The following is a 20053-nucleotide window of genomic DNA, read 5'->3' as shown; positions in this document are numbered from 1 at the left end:
GTCGGTGAGGGGGGGACTTATGCTCGGTTCACTCTCAACCGACTACAACAATGAGGTATGCCATGCGTGAAGTGGTGATCGTCGACAGTGTACGGACCGGCCTGGCGAAGTCCTTTCGCGGCAAGTTCAACCAGACCCGCCCCGATGACATGGCGGCTCATTGTGTCAACGCCTTACTGTCGCGCAACGACGTCGATCCCGCCAGCGTCGAGGACTGCATCGTCGGTGCCGGCTCCAACGAAGGCGCCCAGGGCTACAACATCGGGCGCAACGTGGCGGTGCTCTCGCAACTGGGCACCGGCACGGCGGGCATGACCCTCAACCGTTTCTGCTCTTCGGGTTTGCAGGCGATTGCGATTGCCGCCAACCAGATCGCCTCGGGTTGCAGCGACATCATTGTCGCCGGCGGTGTCGAGTCGATCAGCCTGACCCTCAAAAGCGTCAACACCGATCACCTGATCAACCCGTTGCTCAAGCAGCAGACCCCGGGCATCTACTACACCATGGGCCAGACCGCCGAGGTGGTGGCGCGCCGTTATGGCGTCAGCCGCGAGGCTCAGGATCGCTACTCGCTGCAAAGTCAGATCCGCACCGCTCAGGCGCAGGCAGCCGGCCTGTTCAATGATGAGATCGTGCCGATGGCGGTGAAGTACCGGGTCGAAGACAAGCACAGTGGTGAAGTGCAGATCCTCGACGGCGTCGTCGATCGTGATGATTGCAACCGCCCGGACACCACCTATGAAAGCCTTGCCGGATTGAAACCGGTGTTCGCCGAAGACGGTTCGGTGACCGCAGGCAACTCGTCGCAGTTGTCCGACGGCGCCTCGATGACGCTGGTGATGAGCCTGGAAAAAGCCCTGCAACTGGGGCTCAAGCCAAAGGCGTTTTTCCGCGGTTTCACCGTGGCCGGTTGCGAGCCGGACGAAATGGGCATCGGCCCGGTGTTCTCGGTGCCGAAGCTGCTCAAGGCCAAAGGTTTGCAGGTAGCGGACATCGACCTGTGGGAGTTGAACGAAGCGTTTGCCTCGCAGTGCCTGTACGCCCGTGACCGGCTGGAAATCGATAACGAGAAGTACAACGTCAACGGCGGCTCGATTTCCATCGGTCATCCATTCGGCATGACCGGTTCGCGGCAGGTCGGGCATCTGGTGCGCGAGTTGCAGCGGCGCAACCTGCGCTACGGGATCGTGACCATGTGCGTGGGCGGCGGGATGGGCGCGACCGGCTTGTTTGAAGCGGTGCGCTAGGCCTGACTGCCGGCATCCATCCATTGCATCCGCGCGATGTACGCGCGGATTTCCTGCTCGGCTTTCTCGGGGCTGTCGAACGGCCCTTCGAGCGTGTTCTCACGGGTGCTGAAAAACAGTTCGCCGTTGACCCGGCACACCCGGTCGCTGCGAAAGTGCGTGGCGGGGGCGGTGTCCTGGGCACGCATTCCGAACATGATCGATCTCCTTGAGCGCTGCGCGGATGGGGTCCAAAGAGCTTATGCCTGAACCACTTGCATTGGTTCGCCAGCCGATCAACGGCAGCACGTCAATTTAATGCTGCGACCTGCACAGTTTCATTTGCGGCTGGAGCGCAACTGTCCCTGTGTCGGCCGAGGCTCTGCGCCTAGAATGAGCGCTCCTGTCTCTGGCGCTTGGGGTTCTCATGCACGTTTCATCGGGTCGTTGGGTGTACGGCATGTTCCTGGCGTTGTTGACGGCGTTTCTGTGGGGAATCCTGCCGATCAAGCTCAAGCAGGTGCTGGTGGTGATGGACCCGGTCACGGTGACCTGGTTTCGCCTGCTGGTGTCCGGCGGTTGTCTGTTCATTTATCTGGCGGCGACCAAACGATTGCCGAGCCGCAAGGTGCTAGGGCCGAAGGGCGGCTGGCTGGTGCTGATGGCGGTGCTCGGGCTGGTGGGCAACTACGTGCTGTACCTGATGGGCCTGAACCTGCTCAGCCCCGGCACCGCGCAACTGGTGGTGCAGATGGGGCCGATCATGTTGCTGATCGCCAGCCTGTTCGTGTTCAAGGAACGCTTCAGTATCGGCCAGGGCATTGGGCTGGCGGTGCTGTTGGTCGGCTTTGGGTTGTTCTTCAATCAGCGTCTGGCTGAATTGCTCACGTCGTTATCCGACTACACCGCGGGCGTGTTGCTGGTGCTGCTGGCGTCGACGGTCTGGACGTTTTATGCACTGGGTCAGAAGCAATTGCTGACGGTGTGGAATTCGCTGCAGGTGATGATGGTGATCTACCTGTTCTGCGCCTTGCTGCTGACGCCTTGGGTGCATCCGCTTGAGGCGCTGTCGTTGAGCCCGTTGCAGGGCTGGCTGCTGCTGGCGTGCTGTATGAACACCCTGATTGCCTATGGCGCGTTTGCCGAGGCGCTGGCGCATTGGGAGGCTTCGCGGGTCAGTGCGACGCTCGCAATCACGCCATTGGTGACGTTCGGTGCGGTGGCGGTGGCGGCCGGGGTGTGGCCTGAGTATGTACACGCCGAGCAAATCAATCTGCTGGGGTATGGCGGGGCGGTGCTGGTGGTGCTGGGGTCGGCGCTGGTAGCGCTGGGGCCTTCGCTAATTGCCGGGCTCAAGGCCCGGCGGATGCGCATGGCAGCAGGTTAATCGAGTCATCGTTCTTCGCGAGCAAGCCCGCTCCCACTTTTAACCGCATTCCTCAGATGGGATTGCGGTTAAAAGTGGGAGCGGGCTTGCTCGCGAAGACTGACTTACAGACGCTGATGATTTCAGCCCTTTGCACCGGCCTCGATCATGTTCTCCGGCCGCACCCAGGCATCGAATTCTTCATCCGTCAGATAGCCCAGCTCCAGCGCCGCTTCGCGCAAAGTCTTGCCTTCGCTGTAGGCCTTCTTGGCGATTTCCGCCGATTTGTCGTAGCCGATATGCGGATTCAGCGCCGTCACCAGCATCAGGCCGCGTTCCAGATGTTTCGCCATGACTTCGGCATCCGGTTCAAGCCCGGCGATGCAGTGCTGCTGGAAGTTGCTGCAGCCATCGGCCAGCAGGCGAATCGATTGCAGCAGGTTGTGGATGATCACCGGTTTGAACACGTTCAGTTGCAGGTGACCCTGGCTGGCGGCAAAGCCGATCGCGACGTCGTTGCCCAGCACCTGACAGGCGAGCATCGACAGCGCCTCGCACTGGGTCGGGTTGACCTTGCCGGGCATGATCGAGCTGCCCGGTTCGTTGGCCGGCAGACGTACTTCGGCAAAACCTGCACGAGGGCCGGAGCCCAGCAGACGCAGGTCATTGGCGATCTTCATCAGTGCCACGGCGAGGGTTTTCAGGGCGCCGGAGAGGGTGGTCAGTGGCTCATGGCCGGCGAGGGCGGCGAACTTGTTCGGCGCGGTGACGAACGGCAGACCGGAAAGTGCAGCCAGCTCGGCGGCAATCGCTTCGCCGAAACCGTGGGGCGAGTTGAGCCCGGTGCCGACGGCTGTGCCGCCCTGGGCCAGTTCGCACACGGCCGGCAACGCTGAGCGAATTGCCCGTTCGGCGTAATCCAGCTGCGCTATGAAACCGGAGAGTTCCTGGCCGAAGGTGATCGGCGTGGCGTCCATCATGTGGGTGCGACCGGTCTTCACCAGCTGCATGTGCCGCGCCGACAGCTCGGCCAGGCCCCCCGACAGCTCGGCGATGGCCGGCAGCAGTTGGGTTTGTACAGCCTGCGCGGTGGCAATGCTCATGGCGGTGGGGAAGCAGTCGTTGGAGCTCTGCGAGCGGTTGACGTGATCGTTCGGGTGTACGGGCGTTTTGCCGCCGCGTGGATTGCCGGCCAGTTCGTTGGCGCGACCGGCAATCACTTCATTGACGTTCATGTTGCTTTGCGTGCCGCTGCCGGTCTGCCAGACCACCAGCGGAAACTGGTCGTCGTGCTGGCCGTCGAGCACTTCGTCGGCGGCCTGTTCGATCAGGCGGGCGATGTCGGCCGGCAAGTCGCCGTTGCGGTCGTTGACCCGGGCCGCGGCTTTCTTGATCAACGCCAGTGCATGCAAGACCGGCAACGGCATGCGTTCCTGACCGATGGCGAAGTTGATCAGCGAGCGTTGCGTCTGAGCGCCCCAGTAAGCGTCGTCCTGGACTTCGATCTGGCCCAGGCTGTCGGTTTCGATACGGCTCATCGTGCACACTCCTGTTGGTCTGTTTGCGCAGTTTAGGCCGGTGTCGGCCCGGGTGGTTCCCTCCGGCCGATTGTTGACCGGCAAATCCCCGCCAATCAAGCGCGGCAAGGGCCGGGGGTTGAGCCGCAGCGTTATTCAGGCGCAGAATGGTCGCCTTTGGGGTTTTACCTCGCCTAGCTGAAAAGGAAACTCGATGACTCGTCTTCGTGCCATCTGCACCGCGGTTGCCCTGGTTTGCGCCAGCGGCCAGGTGCTTGCCGATACCGCCAGCCACAACGCCAGTGCCGAAGCTTTCCTGACCCTGGCGCACGCTGACAAGCTGGGCACTCCGGTGTACATGCAGGTGCAGCAGATGTTCGCCCAGCGTTTTGAACAGACCAAGGCTCCGGAATCCAAGAAAGCCGTACTGGATACCTACCAGGCCAAGGCCAACGCCGCCCTGGATCAGGCCATTGGCTGGAACAAGCTGAAACCGGACATGGTCAAGCTCTACACCAGCACCTTCAGTGAGCAGGAGCTCAAAGACCTGGTCGCGTTCTACCAGTCGCCACTGGGCAAGAAAGTCCTGGAAAAAATGCCGCAGCTGACCCAGCAATCGGCCCAGATGACCCAGGCCAAACTGGAGCCCGCCGTTCCTGTGGTCAACAAGCTGCTGGACGACATGACCAACGAGCTGGCACCCAAAGGCGCGGCTGCGGCCAAGAAGAAGTAAGCGGAGTTCGTGATGACCATGCAACAACGCATCGAATCGACGCTGGCGCTGCTTCAGCCTGAGCATCTGCAAGTGCTGGACGAAAGCCACATGCACAGTCGCGGGTTGCAGACCCACTTCAAGGCAGTGGTGGTCAGTGCGCAGTTCGAAGGCCTGAACCGCGTCAAGCGCCACCAGAAAGTCTACGGCACGCTCGGCGAGCTGATGGGCGAGTTCCATGCGTTGGCGCTGCACACCTACACCCCGCAGGAATGGGCAGAAGTGGGCGCCGCTCCAGCGTCGCCGACCTGTGCCGGCGGCAGCAAGCATTGAGCCTTGCAGCAATGAACTGAGGTTTTTTGCTAGAATCCGCAACGCGCCGCTGACCCGGCGCGTTTTTTTTCGCATCCGGTTCACCCTTTACGAGGGTAGCCACCTGGAGAAATACCCATGACACAACCGATTGTCGTGGCGGCACTGTACAAGTTCGTCACCCTCGAAGATTACGTCAACCTGCGCGAGCCGCTGCTGCAAGCGATGGTCGACAACGGCATCAAAGGCACCCTGCTGATCGCCGAAGAAGGCATCAACGGCACGGTTTCCGGCAGCCGCGAAGGCATCGACGGCCTGCTGGCCTGGCTGCGCAACGATCCGCGCATGGTCGATATCGATCACAAGGAATCGTACTGCGACGAGCAGCCGTTCTATCGCACCAAGGTCAAGCTCAAGAAAGAGATCGTGACCCTGGGCGTGGAAGGCGTCGACCCGAACAAGAAGGTCGGCACCTACGTCGAGCCCAAGGACTGGAATGCGCTGATCAGCGATCCGGAAGTGCTGCTGATCGACACCCGCAACGATTACGAAGTCTCGATCGGCACTTTCGAAGGCGCCATCGATCCGAAAACCACCAGTTTTCGTGAATTCCCTGACTACATCAAAGAGCACTTCGACCCGGCCGTGCACAAGAAGGTCGCAATGTTCTGCACCGGCGGCATCCGCTGCGAGAAGGCGTCGAGCTATATGCTGGGCGAAGGCTTCGAAGAGGTTTACCACCTCAAGGGCGGCATCCTGAAGTACCTCGAAGAAGTGCCGCAGGAAGAAACCAAGTGGCAGGGCGACTGCTTCGTCTTCGACAACCGCGTGACCGTTCGTCATGACCTGAGCGAGGGCGACTACGATCAGTGCCATGCCTGCCGCACCCCGGTCAGCGTCGAGGATCGCGCCTCCGAGCACTACGTGGCCGGCATCAGTTGCCCGCACTGCTGGAACAGCCTGAGCGAAAAGACCCGCCGCAGCGCCATCGATCGGCAGAAGCAGATCGAGCTGGCCAAAGCGCGCAACATGCCGCACCCGATCGGCTACAACTATAAGCAAGCATCCACCGAGGCTTAATCATGTCTGCACGCCTGCTCTATGTGATGGATCCGATGTGTTCGTGGTGCTGGGGATTTGCCCCGGTGGCCAAGGCATTGGTGGAGCAGGCGCAGGCGGCCGGGGTGGAACTGCACCTGGTGGTCGGCGGGTTGCGCACCGGCAGTGGTGCGGCGCTGGAACCGACCACCCGGCGCTACATTCTCGAACACTGGCAGGCGGTCACCGAGGCCACCGGCCAGCCGTTCAAGTTCGAAGGCGCGCTGCCGGACGGCTTTGTCTACGACACCGAGCCAGCTTGTCGGGCCATCGTCACCGCGCGCAGCCTGGCGCCGGATTGCGCGTGGAAACTGGTGGGGTTGATCCAGCACGCGTTTTACGCCGAAGGTCGCGATGTCACCCAGGCCAGCGTTCTGGTGGAACTGGCAGAGAAGGCCGGCGTCCCCCGTATCGAATTTGCTGCCCTGTTTGATCATGCCGATCAACACAAGGCGACCCAGGCCGATTTCACTTGGGTGCAGGATCTGGGCATCGCCGGCTTCCCGACCCTGCTCGCCGAACGCAACGGCCAATTGGCGTTGCTGACCAACGGCTACCAGCCGCTCAGTGAACTGTCGCCGTTGCTCGGCCGATGGCTGGAGCGCGCCGCCTGTGTCTGACCCGGCCGATGACACGCCAGCCGTCAAGCGTGTCGACCGGCTGAGCTGGGCTGAAGTCCGGCGTCTGGCACTTCATCACAAAAAATCCCTGTGGATCGCCAACGGCGTGGCCGTACTGGCGACGCTGTGCAGCGTGCCGATTCCGTTGCTGCTGCCGTTGCTGGTGGACGAAGTCCTGCTCGGCCACGGCGATGCCGCGCTGAAAGTCATGAACCACGTGCTGCCTTCGATGTGGCAGCAAGCGGCGGGCTACATCGGCCTGATGCTGGTGGTGACGCTGACCCTGCGCTGCAGCGCCCTGTGTTTTGGCGTGTTGCAGGCCCGTCTGTTTGCGCGGTTGGCCAAGGACATCGTGTATCGCATCCGCGTGCGCCTGATCGAACGTCTGAAACGGATCTCCCTCGGCGAATACGAAAGCCTGGGCAGCGGCACGGTCACCACGCACCTGGTCACCGACCTCGACACCCTCGACAAGTTTGTCGGCGAAACCCTCAGCCGTTTCCTCGTGGCGATGCTGACCCTGGTCGGCACCGCCAGCATCCTGATGTGGATGCACTGGAAACTGGCGCTGCTGATCCTGCTGTTCAACCCGTTGGTGATCTACGCCACGGTGCAATTGGGCAAACGGGTCAAACACCTGAAGAAACTGGAGAACGACAGCACCTCGCGCTTCACCCAGGCGCTGAGCGAAACCCTCGATGCGATCCAGGAAGTGCGCGCCGGCAACCGTCAGGGCTTCTTCCTCGGACGGCTGGGTCTACGGGCTCAGGAAGTGCGCAACTACGCGGTCAACTCGCAGTGGAAGACCGACGCTTCGAATCGTGCCAGTGGCCTGCTGTTCCAGTTCGGCATCGACATCTTCCGCGCGGCGGCGATGCTCACGGTGCTGTTCTCCGATCTTTCGATCGGCCAGATGCTCGCGGTGTTCAGTTACCTGTGGTTCATGATCGGCCCGGTCGAACAATTGCTGAACCTGCAATACGCCTATTACGCGGCGGGCGGTGCGCTGTCGCGGATCAACGAACTGCTGGCCCGCGCCGACGAGCCGCAATACCCCGGCGGCGTCGATCCGTTCAAGGGCCGCGATACCGTCGGGATTCAGGTGCAGGGTCTGAGCTTCGGTTACGGTGACGAACTGGTGCTGGATCAGTTGGACCTGTCCATCGCCCCCGGCGAGAAAGTGGCGATTGTCGGCGCCAGCGGCGGTGGCAAAAGTACCTTGGTGCAATTGCTGCTGGGCCTGTACACGCCACTGGCCGGGACGATCCGTTTCGGTGGATCGTCCCAGCAGGAAATCGGCCTGGAAACGGTTCGGGACAATGTCGCGGTGGTGCTGCAGCATCCGGCGCTGTTCAACGACACCGTACGCGCCAACCTGACCATGGGCCGTACCCGCAGCGATGAGGCCTGCTGGCAGGCGCTGGAAATCGCCCAGCTCGAACCCGCCATCCGCGCATTGCCGGACGGTCTGGACAGCATCGTCGGCCGCTCCGGCGTGCGCCTGTCCGGTGGTCAGCGGCAACGTTTGGCCATCGCCCGGATGATCCTCGCCGAACCCAAAGTGGTGATCCTCGACGAAGCCACATCAGCCCTTGACGCCGCCACCGAGTACAACCTGCACCAGGCCATGGCGCGGTTCCTCCATGGCCGCACCACGCTGATCATCGCTCACCGTCTGTCGGCGGTTAAGCAGGCAGACCGGGTGCTGGTGTTCGACGGCGGACAAGTGGCCGAGGATGGCGACCATCAGCAACTGATTGCCGATGGTGGGTTGTACGCCAAGCTTTATGGGCATTTGCAGCGCTTGTAGGTCAGCCCCACAAGACCTTCAGTGCATCCGCTCCAGCGTTGTGGCCGAACGCCTTCATGACGACTGAACAGCTGGTGCATGGAGGCATGGTGGTCGCCACATCCACCGATGTGATCATCGAGTTGTCCGGGTACTTTTGCCGAAGCACACTGATCAGCTTGGATTCACTGTCCAGCGAGGTCGGTCGACTGGTCATCTCCGGCGTGTAGTTGTGTACGTCCTTGATCGTACGGGGAATAGCCAATATTTTCCCCTCGGGGGAGACGTTCAAAGAAGTTCTGGTAAATGTCTGGCCGAAGTCGATGTTGAAGTAGGTCGTATCGCCTACGATGACCTTGTCCGGGGCGAATGGATGTTTGAACAGTGGCAGTTCCCCTGTAAGTCCCCTTGCGCCGGAGATACTGACGTAAACCTCCCGCTTGCCGGTCGAGGTTACGATGTCGGCGTAAGCGATGTTTCTCGCGTTCTCGGTTTGCAGGTGGCTCGGGAGCAGCTTCTGGAATTTTTTCATCGTTTTATTGATCCGCAAGTCGGCGCCTGCCACGACATTGATGGTTTTCTTGACAAACAGTGTGTCGAATATGTCCGCAGCCCTTTGGCGCAGGGCGGCTGGTGCGGTGCCGCTGCGAGACCAGGACGCTGCTCCGGTCTGGAGTTGGCTGACAATCATCCGCGTGGAGTGGTCGAACAGCACCGCCTCGCCGGGACTTGTGTCGACCTTGAGCAGATTGAGGGTATTGGGTGGATGATTGTGGCCACCAATCGGAATGGCAATCTCCTCCATGGTTTTCAGAGCGCGCTCCACCGCCGGCACACCATAGATCCTCGCCGTGTTGTTGGCGTTGAGTGAGCCGGTATAAACAGTCATCAGTTCTTTTCGCAAATTGTTGGGCAGGGTTTTGGCCTGGCGCAGTTTCAGGGGGCCGGAAATGTTTTGCCCCTTGGGGAGTTCGGCAACGTAGAAGGCTCCGGCATCCAGCCGGGTAAATACATAGCGCTTCGATTCGTCCATGGCGGGAACGATGATGGCACCGGCCTGGAAGGTGTCGAATTCACCTCGGGTTCCATAGGGCGTTTTTACGTTGATTCTGCCGTATATCCCTTTCTGAAATTCCATCGTCGCGTCGAGCCGGTTCTTCCTTTTCAGGTGTTTGAACAGCTTCGCTCGCCCTTCAACTGCTGGCGTATAGATGCTGTCTCCGAACCAGGGGGCCCAGCCTTTGCTTTCGTCGAAACTGCCGATATCCGGGTGCGGGGCGAGATCACCGGTGACAAAACGTGTCTTGCAGGCTATGGGACCCTTGCGCCGTACCCGACAGGGCAGCGTTTTTAAAAGCGATGCATCATCGATCAGATCGGCGCGACGCAATTGATCGCCGTCCAGACGATAGGGGATGTCATCAATCAACATCGTGGTTCGACCATCAACCTCCAGGATTTCTCGTACATGGGCGTGTTCCGGGAGTTCGGACAGGGCATGGGATTCGGTTGGCGGCAATTTCTTGAACGTGGACCTGCCCTGGATGAGATTCCTGGTGTTGTTGTGCAGGCGCGGGCCGTAAGGCAGGGATGTGACCGGGTCGACCAGGTGCAGTTGTTTCAGATCCAACGCATTGGTGTGACGCACAATGATGTCATCAATGCCGTTGACCGTTGCCAGCTCGTCGGTATTGGTCAGCGGCTTCCAGCTCCCGGGATCGATGGCCTGGGGCAGGTTTTGAACCAGTCGGTAGCTGTCTGCATGTCCCGTGAGTCTTCTGATGCCGCCGATACTCGCCCGACCGATGAAGAGCAGTCCTCTGCCGGCACCGCTCCCCAGACCTCTGAGTAGTGAGGGGATACCGTCCAGCGGATTGAGGTTTGCCAGTGAAGCGGTCAGAAGCTTGCGAGTCAGCGTCGAGAAGGGCGGAAGACTCGCTTTGACGGCCATGCGAGTAGTGCCGGCAGAGGCACGGAGCAGGCGCACCGAGCCCGAGATAAATTTGCCGATAGGGAGAAGGAATGACGCCAGGTCAAACAGGAGTCCTACCCCGCCCAGGACTTTGCTGGTGGTGCTGTCCGACAGAAGATCATCGATGCTGCCCCAGAAAGGCACAAATCCTTTGACGATGGACAGGAACGTCTCCAGTCGCTTCTCGGTTTTCGCCCGAGCGGTGTCGAAGGTCGTGATGCCTCGGGCCTGCTGGCGCAAATGCTGCTCATCGACGAAGAGGAAGTTCGTTGAAATATAGCGAGCCACCTCATTCAGTCGGGATGCCGTCAGGCTGGTTTCCTCCTCGGTAACGGTTTGAACGGGCGATACCGCTGCCGGCATGAACCCCATGATATCGAGGAATCCAGGACACGATGCTCGCTCTGCCGGCGCTCTGCCGTGGAGGTGGGCGGACCAGTCGAGCAGAAGGGAAGTACTCAGATTGCGCTCGGGGGAATAGCTTTGTCCCGGAATCGAGGCATGCAGTGGAAACTCGGTGCGAACGCCATTGATGGTGGAAAACCTCAAACCGGTCCGCTGACGAATGACGCCCGCACTCGGAATGAGCTCGTAGTAGGTGATGTCTGTGCCGTGGATCACTTTCAGAACAAAACCCTTCCTTGCGCGGACCTGCTCCGAATTGGCATTCGGCCCGGGTTTCTGCCGCAGGCTCAGCACCTGGACTTCACCTTGAACCAGCGCCCGGCGATCAGCCGCTGGCAGTGATGTCAGTAAACTGGCAATCAGCGATTGATATGCCTGTCTGATGGTTGTCAGGTAGTCGTTGAAGGCGGTTTCGAACCGGGCGTTGATGTCAGGCAAAAAATAGCCTGCCCAACTGTAGACATCGTCGTCCACCCGGTCATAACCGCCACGCCGGTTTTCCCGCTCGGCATAGAGCATTCGCTGTCCATCGAGCCTTAGTGCTGTCGTCGAGCGCGTGGTGCCATCGGGCATGGAGACGATCCATCGCTTCCCGCCATCAAGCTGACCGTCTGCATAGACATCCAGAAAGTCGTGGCCTTGCTGTTTATTCAGGTCCAGTGGTGCTCTGGAATGACTATGACTCGGATCCGCAGACATCAATTTGCGCCCGTCCCGTTCGAACGTGACGCCTCTGAACAAGTCAGTCATGACCTGCCTGGCCATCTGCAATCGTTCAGGAGGACGCAAGTCCAGTGTCGTCACGGCTTTGTTCAGGCGCTCGGTTTGTTCTTCCAGTGCTGTCAGCGCGCGCCTGATATCTTCCGGGTCGTAATCGGTTGTCGTTCGCTGCGCAATGGCGCCGGTGCAGACGGCCCATTCCAGGGCAGGGCCTGTACGCAATCGTGCAATCGCCTCAAGTTGTTCGGCCGATGCGCCGGTGCTGCGCTCCAGAGGCAGATCGACAAGTTGCTGGAAGGACAATGGCTGCGACGGATCCAGGCCAAGATCCTCGGCCAGCAATACGCCGTGCATGAAGTTCACCCATACCACCGAGGTCTTGTAACGAAGCTCCGGTGGTACATCACGTACGCTGAAGTCTTTCGAAAGGCGGGTCTGGAATACCTGAGCCAGCAGGATCGCCTCTTTGGTATTGGCAACCCGGCCAGTGCGCAGCAAATGCTGTTCGAAATCGTGGCGCAAGGTTTGGTAGCTCTTGCCCCGGTGAGTCGGGTCCTGCCAGTGGAAGCCGGCGAGCTCTTGCGGCTCGTCAGCTGAGGGGGCGTGCAGATAGAGGCAGATGGCTTTGCAGATCAATTGATAACGCACCGATGCCGGCGTCTGTTCGCCGGGGGATGCGCCGTACCATTTGAGCTTTTTCAGCAGCCGTTCTGTCAGATCCAGTGATTCGGGGGTATCCAGTATTCGCTGGAGGAAAACCGAAGGTGTCGCGCGCAGTTCTTCCGGGTCCGAGAGGCGCAATATACTGCCGCTCAAATGACGGATCAGCGAGGGCTTGCCGATCAGAAAGGATCTGACCGTTTCGATTATTTGCTCATTGATGCGTTTCGCCTTGTACTGCTCAAGGGTCATGGAGGGCGCAAGGGGCGGTGTCGCAAGCTGCGCGGCCTTGAACCTTTTGCGGTCCCTGGCGGTCGGCCGGGGAACCAGGGATTCGATATCCGGGCTGGCATCCAGGCCCAGAGTCTTGCGAGCGTTCGATTCTGCGGTTGCCGATGGATCGATTGAAGCTGGAGACGTCGAGGACATATCACACTCCTTGTGAAAGCATTCCCGCCACAGAGGGGGATGCCTGGAGCGCACAGTTAATCGGTCCCGCCCACAATGGTGGCCGTACATATGTCTATCGAGCTTCTGTCCTGAACTGAGGCTGATCCGCCGCTTGCCGGAACCGTGAAGGCCTCCTAGTCTTGGGGGGATGTTCGCAGGACGATCAGGCAGTGCTCATGCAAGGAATACCATGAAGCAAAAGCGGACTCTCGGAACGCCTCGGTTGCTGGGCATCGTCTGGCCATTCATCGCCGTCGTGTTGTTTCAGGCATTGCTGGGGGGCGTGAGTCTTTACGTCCTGTCGGCCGTTCGCGGCTATGTCGCGGGCGAGAGCCTGTGGTCCAAGGGCCAGAAAGACGCCATCTATTACCTCAACCTCTATGCCGACAGCCGTGACGAGGCGATTTACCTCAAATACCAGAGCGCAATCGCCGTGCCCCAGGGCGGCCACCAGTTGCGCCTGGCACTGGACAGGCAACCGCCCGACCTGCAATCGGCGCGCGAGGGCATTCTCAAGGGGGGCAACCACCCTGACGATGTCTCCAGCCTGATCTGGCTGTACCTGAATTTCCGTCACTTCAGCTATCTGGAAACCGCCATCGACCGCTGGACGCTGGGGGACGCCTACCTGGTGGAGCTCGACAGCGTGGCGCGAGAGATGCATCAGCGCATCACTGCCAATGCCGCCACCGAGGCCGATATCCACCGCTGGAAGGACCGGATCTTTGCGATCAACGACGGCGTGACGCCGGCCGCCAAGGCGTTCAGCGATGCCTTGGGTGAAGGCTCGCGGATGATCATGCGCCTGCTGCTGTTCACCAACCTCGCCACCGCGCTGGGCCTGATCGTGCTGGCGCTGCTGCGCACCCACAAATTGCTCAAGCAGCGGCACGCCTTTGCCGAAGCGCTGCAGATGGAAAAGGATCGGGCTCATGTCACCCTGCATTCCATTGGCGACGGGGTGATCACTACCGATGTGAGCGGGGCGATCGACTACATGAACCCGGCCGCCGAAGCATTGACTCACTGGAAGGCTGAACAGGCTTCCGGTCTGCCGCTGGCGGCGTTGTTCAATCTGCTGGATGACAACGCCCAGACCGAAGGGCTGACCCTGATCGAGCACATTCTCAGCGGCCAGCTCACCGGCGGCAGTGAACACTCGAAGCTGATCCAGCGACTGGACGGCAGCACCGTGTCGGTGACCCTGGTCGGCGCGCCGATCCGCAACGCCGGCAAGGTCAGCGGCACGGTGCTGGTGCTGCATGACATGACCCAGGAGCGGCAATACATCGCCAATCTGTCGTGGCAGGCCACCCACGATGCACTGACCGGCCTGGCCAACCGTCGCGAGTTCGAATACCGCCTCGAACAGGCCCTGCACAACCTGACCCGGCAGCCGGGGCGGCATGCATTGATGTTCCTCGATCTCGATCAATTCAAACTGGTCAACGACACCTGCGGTCACGCGGCCGGCGACGAGTTGCTGCGGCATATCTGCGCGTTGCTGCAGTCAGGTCTGCGCGAGGGCGACACCCTGGCTCGGCTGGGCGGCGATGAGTTCGGCATCCTGCTGGAGAACTGCGCGCCGGAGGCGGCCGAGAAGATCGCCGAAAGCTTGCGTCAGACCGTGCAGAATCTGCATTTCGTCTGGAAGGGACGCCCGTTCCTGACCACTGTCAGCATCGGCCTGGTGCATGTTTCCCAGACTCCGACCACCCTCGAAACCTCGTTGCGGGCCGCCGACATGGCCTGCTACATGGCCAAGGAAAAGGGCCGCAACCGGGTGCAGGTCTACCATGCCGACGACTCGGAATTGTCCCTGCGTTTTGGCGAGATGGCGTGGGTGCAACGCCTGCACATGGCCCTGGAGGAAAACCGTTTTTGTCTCTACGCCCAGGAAATCGCCCCGTTGGGTTCGGTCGCTGCTGGCGACCGCGGGCACATCGAGATTCTGTTGCGCCTGCATGACGAGGCAGGCCGGATGATTCTGCCGGACAGTTTCATACCGGCAGCGGAACGTTACGGTTTGATGACCTCGCTGGATCGCTGGGTTGTGGAGAATGTATTTAAGGTTATCGCCCAATGTATTAACGAAGAGTGCGAAGGCCCTCTGGCAATGTGTGCGATTAATCTTTCAGGCATTACTATCGGAGATGACGCTTTCTTGCACTTTCTACGGGAACAGTTTGATATCTATTGCGTACCGCCTGAAATGATTTGTTTTGAAATTACGGAAACCAGTGCAATTGCAAATCTCGGCAGTGCAATCAGATTTATTAATGAACTCAAAGGCTTAGGTTGTTACTTCTCCCTTGATGATTTTTGTGCCGGAATGTCTTCATTCGCTTATCTGAAACATTTGCCTGTAGACTTCCTGAAGATCGACGGGAGTTTCGTAAAGGATATGCTGGACGACCCGATTAACCGCGCTATGGTCGAAGTGATCAACCACATCGGGCATGTCATGGGTAAGCAGACAATTGCCGAGTTTGTTGAAACAGTGCAAATCGAGCAGGCGTTGCTTGAAATTGGTGTGGATTACGCTCAGGGTTATGTAGTCGAGCGCCCGCAATTGTTTACCTGCGACAGTTTGCAAAGCCGGCCCGCCAGACCGCAGCCGCTGTTATTCAAAGCGCCTGGCACGTTCCGTTGAAGTCTCTTGCCGATCCTTACAATCACAAATCAAAAGGAGCCGAACAGTGATCGACACATTCAACCGAACCGGACCACTCATGGAAGCTGCAAGTTATCCCGCCTGGGCGCAACAGTTGATCCAGGATTGCAGCGAGAGCAAACGCCGGGTTGTCGAACATGAACTTTATCTGCGCATGCGTGATAACAAGCTCAGCGCCAAGACCATGCGCCAGTACCTGATCGGGGGCTGGCCCGTCGTTGAGCAGTTCGCGTTGTACATGGCGCAGAATCTCACCAAAACCAAATTTGCCCGTCACCCCGGGGAAGACATGGCGCGGCGCTGGCTGATGCGCAACATCCGCGTCGAACTCAATCACGCCGATTACTGGTTGAACTGGAGTCGGGCCCACGGTGTAAGTCTGGAAGACTTGCAGGCGCAGCAAGTGCCGCCGGAGTTGCACGCCCTGAGTCACTGGTGCTGGCACACCAGTTCGACGGATTCGCTGATCGTGGCCATTGCCGCCACCAACTATGCGATCGAAGGCGCGACCGGGGAGTGGTCGGCGCTGGTTTGCTCGACCGGTGTGTATGCCGCCGCATTCCCTGAAGAGGATCGCAAACGGGCAATGAAGTGGCTGAAGATGCACGCCCAGTACGATGACGCTCACCCCTGGGAGGCGCTGGAAATCATCTGCACCCTGGCCGGGACAAATCCGAGTCGTGCGTTGCAAACGGAGCTGCGCCAGGCCGTGTGCAAGAGTTATGACTATATGTATCTGTTCCTCGAGCGCTGCATGCAGCTGGAGTTGACGGAGCGGGTGCTGGTCGGTCGCGAGCGACGGGCACTGGTCGAGAGCTAGTTCCGACAGCGCCCATAAAAACGGGAGCCCACACAGACCGTGTGAAAACCTGGCAATCTGCTGGCCGGTTAAAGAAAATGCCCGTATCGCAAGATACGGGCATTTTTCTTATGCGCTATATCCAAGGTGAAAACCGGGCCTTGGCAGGCTGTGTTTTCACACGGCCCGCCACAGGCTCCTGTTTTTTATTGCCGGCAGCTGTCTAGCCGGCCATCGTCAGGCGATTGCGTCCCTCGCGCTTGGCCACATAGAGCGCGCTGTCGGCGCGGCGCAGCAGGCTGTCGGACGATTCGCCGGGCAGCAGGGTGGCGCAGCCAAGGCTCACGGTCAGCTCGATCAACTGGCCATCGGCATAGTAGTCCTGGGCTTGCGTTGCATGGCGCAGACGTTCACCGACCATTGCGGCGGCTTCGCGACTGGTGTTGGACAGCAGAATCAGAAACTCTTCCCCGCCATAACGAAAAACCATGTCGACATTGCGCAACTGATTCTTGATCGACGCCGCCACGGCTTTGAGCACTTCATCGCCAGCACTGTGACCATGACTGTCATTGACCTGTTTGAAGTGGTCGATGTCCAGCATCAGCAACGACAAGGGTTGCAAGTGCCGCCGGGACATCTCGATCTCCCGCTGCAGGGTCTGCTCCATGGCGATGCGATTGCCGGTGCCGGTCAGCGGATCGCGCAGGGCTGTTTGCGTGGCGACGCGATAGAGCAGCGCGTTGCGCATCGGATACAGCAGCGAAGACAGGAGCGACTCGAAGTTGCCCAGCTCGACTTCGCTGAACCGCTGATTGCGCCGCAATACCAGTTCACCCATGTGCTCGCCTTCGTGGCTGAGGCTGTAGCTGACCGAGTGGTGGCCGCGGGCGCCGAACTCCAGGCGTAAATCGCTGCCGCTGTGCACATAGGTCATGGCGTCCAGGGGCACCAGGCGTTGAACTTCGCGGAAAAACAGGCCGAGGATGCGCTGGGGCTCAAGGCTGGTTTGCAGTTGCAGGCTCAGTTGCTGGCGCAATTGCGCCGCGCTGACAGGTCGCTGCAGAAGCGGAGGCAGCTGACCAAAGCCCAGGCGTTGCAATTTGGCACTGTCGAAGTCAATTGCAGTGGTCTGGGAGGGTGATTTCATACGGCGTGAGCCCCTAAGCAGTAAGTCTGTCTTACAGGCTGGGTGAGAGCGGCTATGGGCTGCGCGTCATACTGATCCATCAGTCCCGTAGGACGTTTGGCGTAAGTTTAGTCTGCCCGATGACGATTAGTCAGCTATCGAATCAGGCCTTGCCCGACTGCCTTCACTCGGCGTGCTTTGAGGAAATGTAGAGCGAAAGTCGTGCCATTCAGTTCAGGTTTTATTAAAACCGTTATGAATCAACGATTTGAATTTTTAACGTTGAGCGGGGTGGTGGTTATTTGACTGAAACGGTCTGCGCAAAGCGGCAAATGTATGCCATGACGGGAAACCGCCACGGCCACAAATGCGACGTATGGCATTACTGGGCGTTGAATGCCTGGCCATTGATGCCCGTGCTGTCCGGGCCCATCAGGTACAGATAGACCGGCATGATCTCTTCCGGCGTCGGGTTGTTCAGCGGGTTTTCCCCCGGGTACGCCTGGGCGCGCATGCTGGTGCGGGTGCCGCCCGGATTGATGCTGTTGGAACGCACCGGGGCCACGCCGTCGACCTCGTCGGCCAGGGTCTGCATCAGACCTTCGGTGGCGAACTTGGACACGCCATAGGCACCCCAGTAAGCGCGGCCCTTGCGCCCGACACTGCTGGAAGTGAACACCACCGAGGCGTCCCGGGACAGTTTGAGCAGTGGCAACAAGGTGCTGGTCAGCATGAACATCGCGTTGACGTTGACCTGCATGACGCGCATGAAGTTTTCACCGGACAACTGCTCGATCGGCGTGCGCGGGCCAATGATCGAGGCGTTGTGCAGCAAGCCGTCGAGGTGACCGAATTCGGTCTCGATCATCGCCGCCAGCTCATCGTATTGATGGGGCAGGGCGGTTTCGAGGTTGAAAGGGATCACGGCCGGCTGAGGATGCCCGGCCGCCTCGATCTCGTCGTAGACCTGGGTCAGGTTGGCTTCCGTCTTGCCCAGCAGCAGAACGGTGGCACCGTGGGCTGCGTAGGTTTTCGCGGCAGCGGCGCCGATGCCGCGACCGGCACCGGTGACCAGAATGACCCGATCCTTGAGCAATTCGGGGCGAGCGGTGTAATCAAACATAAAAAACCTCATCAAGAGTCAGATCGTTCCCACGTCGAGGCGTCGAACGCGACCGCGTGGGAATGCAGCCAATGACGCTCAGCGTAAGGTCTCAGCAACTGCAGAGTGCGTTGTCGAGCACCTTGCGCAACTCCAGCGGGTGATCCACCACGACATCCGCCCCCCAGTGCCGAGGGTTGTCGTCCGGGTGAATGTAGCCATAGGTCACGGCGGCGGTCCTGGTGCCGGCATCGCGGCCGGATTCGATGTCACGCAAATCATCGCCGATAAACAGAACGCTCGACGGATCCAGGTCAAGCATCTTGCAGGCAAGGATCAGCATCTCGGGATCCGGTTTGCTGTTCTTGACGTGATCCGGGCAGATCAGCAACGCCGAGCGCTCGGCCAGTCCCAGCTGCTGCATGATCGGCTCGGCGAAGCGCAGCGGCTTGTTGGTGACCACGCCCCAGACCAGATTGGCTTTTTCGATGTCGGCCAGCAATTCGCCCATGCCGTCGAACAGCTTGCTGTGCACGGCGCAACCGGCGAGGTAGCGCTCGAGGAACTCCAGGCGCAGCTCCTCGAAGCCCGGCGACTCCGGATCCATCGAGAATGTCACCGCGACCATGGCCTTGGCGCCGCCGGAGATTTCGTCGCGGATGTGCTTGTCGTTCATCGGCGGCAAGCCGCGATCCGCGCGCATCGCCTGGCAGATGGCGATGAAGTCGGGCGCGGTGTCGAGCAGCGTGCCGTCCATGTCGAAAAGGACTGCTCTGATGGCCATCGGCTTATTCCTCGCGCAGGGTCTGGATCATGTAGTTGACGTCAACGTCCGCCGCCAGCTTGTAGTGCTTGGTCAGCGGGTTGTAGGTCAGGCCGATGATGTCCTTGACGGTCAGGCCGGCCATGCGGCTCCAGGCGCCCAGCTCGGAGGGGCGGATGAATTTCTTGAAGTCGTGGGTGCCGCGCGGCAGCAGTTTCATGATGTATTCGGCGCCGACGATGGCGAACAGGTACGCCTTCGGGTTGCGGTTGATGGTGGAGAAGAACACCTGGCCACCGGGCTTGACCATGCGGAAACAGGCGCGGATCACCGAGGAGGGGTCCGGCACGTGCTCGAGCATTTCCAGGCAGGTGACGACATCGAACTGCTCGGGCATTTCTTCGGCCAGGGCTTCGGCGGTGATCTGGCGGTATTCGACGTTCACGCCGGATTCCAGTTGATGCAGCTGTGCAACCGCCAGCGGCGCTTCACCCATGTCGATGCCGGTCACGGTCGCGCCGCGCTGGGCCATGGCTTCGCTGAGGATGCCGCCGCCGCAGCCGACGTCGAGCACCTTCTTGCCGGCCAGGTTGACGCGCTCGTCAATCCAGTTGACCCGCAGCGGGTTGATGTCGTGCAGCGGTTTGAACTCGCTTTCGCGGTCCCACCAGCGATGGGCCAGGGCTTCGAATTTGGCGATTTCGGCGTGGTCGACGTTGCTCATGATTCAATCCTCTAA

The 20053-nt window shown here is 60.1% G+C and carries 16 protein-coding genes; 9 read left to right on the top strand and 7 right to left on the bottom strand.

The features are described 5' to 3' along the window. Nucleotides 1-62: 62 nt before the first annotated feature. Complete coding sequence (locus ACSPX5_RS15460) at nt 63-1247, top strand: thiolase family protein (protein ID WP_169431396.1); 1185 nt, start codon at nt 63-65, stop codon at nt 1245-1247. Here ACSPX5_RS15460 and ACSPX5_RS15455 read toward each other — a convergent pair. Further along, a complete protein-coding gene (locus ACSPX5_RS15455; RefSeq protein ID WP_169431395.1) occupies nt 1244-1444 on the bottom strand; it encodes a DUF6316 family protein in 201 nt (66 codons plus the stop codon). The two genes, ACSPX5_RS15460 and ACSPX5_RS15455, sit on opposite strands and share 4 nt — an antisense overlap. A 209-nt stretch (nt 1445-1653) precedes the next feature. Between ACSPX5_RS15455 and ACSPX5_RS15450 the strand changes: the two genes are divergently transcribed. Continuing rightward, nucleotides 1654-2613, top strand: coding sequence for a DMT family transporter (locus ACSPX5_RS15450; protein WP_207865519.1), 960 nt, complete (start codon nt 1654-1656; stop codon nt 2611-2613). 122 nt (nt 2614-2735) lie between these two features. On the opposite strand, the gene ACSPX5_RS15445 is transcribed toward ACSPX5_RS15450, so the two are convergent. Continuing rightward, a complete protein-coding gene (locus ACSPX5_RS15445; protein WP_439819865.1) occupies nt 2736-4130 on the bottom strand; it encodes a class II fumarate hydratase in 1395 nt (464 codons plus the stop codon). 193 nt (nt 4131-4323) lie between these two features. Between ACSPX5_RS15445 and ACSPX5_RS15440 the strand changes: the two genes are divergently transcribed. The 5 genes from ACSPX5_RS15440 (at nt 4324) to ACSPX5_RS15420 (ending at nt 8661) form a co-directional block, all read left to right on the top strand. After that, nucleotides 4324-4842 (top strand): DUF2059 domain-containing protein, encoded by a 519-nt coding sequence (locus tag ACSPX5_RS15440; protein WP_169431392.1) that lies wholly within the window; start codon nt 4324-4326, stop codon nt 4840-4842. A 12-nt stretch (nt 4843-4854) separates the two neighbouring features. After that, entirely contained in the window at nt 4855-5154 is a 300-nt protein-coding gene (locus tag ACSPX5_RS15435) for a BolA family protein (RefSeq protein ID WP_065257175.1), read from the top strand. Nucleotides 5155-5271: 117 nt separating this feature from the next. Next, on the top strand, nt 5272-6213 hold the full coding sequence (gene trhO / locus ACSPX5_RS15430) for an oxygen-dependent tRNA uridine(34) hydroxylase TrhO (protein WP_064383409.1): 942 nt from the start codon (nt 5272-5274) through the stop codon (nt 6211-6213). A 35-nt stretch (nt 6214-6248) separates the two neighbouring features. Beyond that, nucleotides 6249-6851: a DsbA family protein gene (locus ACSPX5_RS15425; RefSeq protein WP_169432679.1), complete on the top strand. Its 603-nt coding sequence runs from the start codon at nt 6249-6251 to the stop codon at nt 6849-6851. Next, nucleotides 6844-8661, top strand: a complete 1818-nt coding sequence (locus tag ACSPX5_RS15420) for an ABC transporter ATP-binding protein (protein ID WP_169431389.1) — start codon at nt 6844-6846, stop codon at nt 8659-8661. Before ACSPX5_RS15425 ends, ACSPX5_RS15420 begins: the two co-directional genes overlap by 8 nt. Before the next feature lies 1 nt (nt 8662). Here the strand turns inward: ACSPX5_RS15420 and ACSPX5_RS15415 are convergent, their stop codons facing one another. Further along, on the bottom strand, nt 8663-12826 hold the full coding sequence (locus ACSPX5_RS15415; RefSeq protein ID WP_439819864.1) for a deaminase domain-containing protein: 4164 nt from the start codon (nt 12824-12826) through the stop codon (nt 8663-8665). Nucleotides 12827-13037: 211 nt separating this feature from the next. Here ACSPX5_RS15415 and ACSPX5_RS15410 point away from each other — a divergent pair, with 211 nt between their 5' ends. Continuing rightward, on the top strand, nt 13038-15500 hold the full coding sequence (locus tag ACSPX5_RS15410) for an EAL domain-containing protein (protein WP_439819863.1): 2463 nt from the start codon (nt 13038-13040) through the stop codon (nt 15498-15500). 79 nt (nt 15501-15579) lie between these two features. Continuing rightward, nucleotides 15580-16341: a TenA family transcriptional regulator gene (locus ACSPX5_RS15405; protein ID WP_439819862.1), complete on the top strand. Its 762-nt coding sequence runs from the start codon at nt 15580-15582 to the stop codon at nt 16339-16341. 202 nt (nt 16342-16543) lie between these two features. On the opposite strand, the gene ACSPX5_RS15400 is transcribed toward ACSPX5_RS15405, so the two are convergent. The 4 genes from ACSPX5_RS15400 to ubiG form a co-directional block, all read right to left on the bottom strand. Next, on the bottom strand, nt 16544-17470 hold the full coding sequence (locus ACSPX5_RS15400) for a GGDEF domain-containing protein (protein WP_207865515.1): 927 nt from the start codon (nt 17468-17470) through the stop codon (nt 16544-16546). Nucleotides 17471-17831: 361 nt separating this feature from the next. Beyond that, complete coding sequence (locus ACSPX5_RS15395; protein WP_169431384.1) at nt 17832-18572, bottom strand: YciK family oxidoreductase; 741 nt, start codon at nt 18570-18572, stop codon at nt 17832-17834. Nucleotides 18573-18663: 91 nt separating this feature from the next. Then, the gene (gene mupP / locus ACSPX5_RS15390) at nt 18664-19335 is read right to left on the bottom strand and encodes an N-acetylmuramic acid 6-phosphate phosphatase MupP (RefSeq protein ID WP_169431383.1); all 672 of its coding nucleotides are present in this window, start codon (nt 19333-19335) and stop codon (nt 18664-18666) included. Between the two features lie 4 nt (nt 19336-19339). Next, entirely contained in the window at nt 19340-20038 is a 699-nt protein-coding gene (ubiG, locus tag ACSPX5_RS15385) for a bifunctional 2-polyprenyl-6-hydroxyphenol methylase/3-demethylubiquinol 3-O-methyltransferase UbiG (protein ID WP_007950906.1), read from the bottom strand. Nucleotides 20039-20053: the final 15 nt, after the last annotated feature.

It is taken from the genome of Pseudomonas sp. HLG18 (assembly GCF_051903985.1).
GTDB classification, from domain to species: domain Bacteria; phylum Pseudomonadota; class Gammaproteobacteria; order Pseudomonadales; family Pseudomonadaceae; genus Aquipseudomonas; species Aquipseudomonas fluorescens_BT.
The sequence above is the reverse complement of the archived record's forward strand: the minus strand, read 5'-3'. Positions and strand labels throughout refer to the sequence as shown.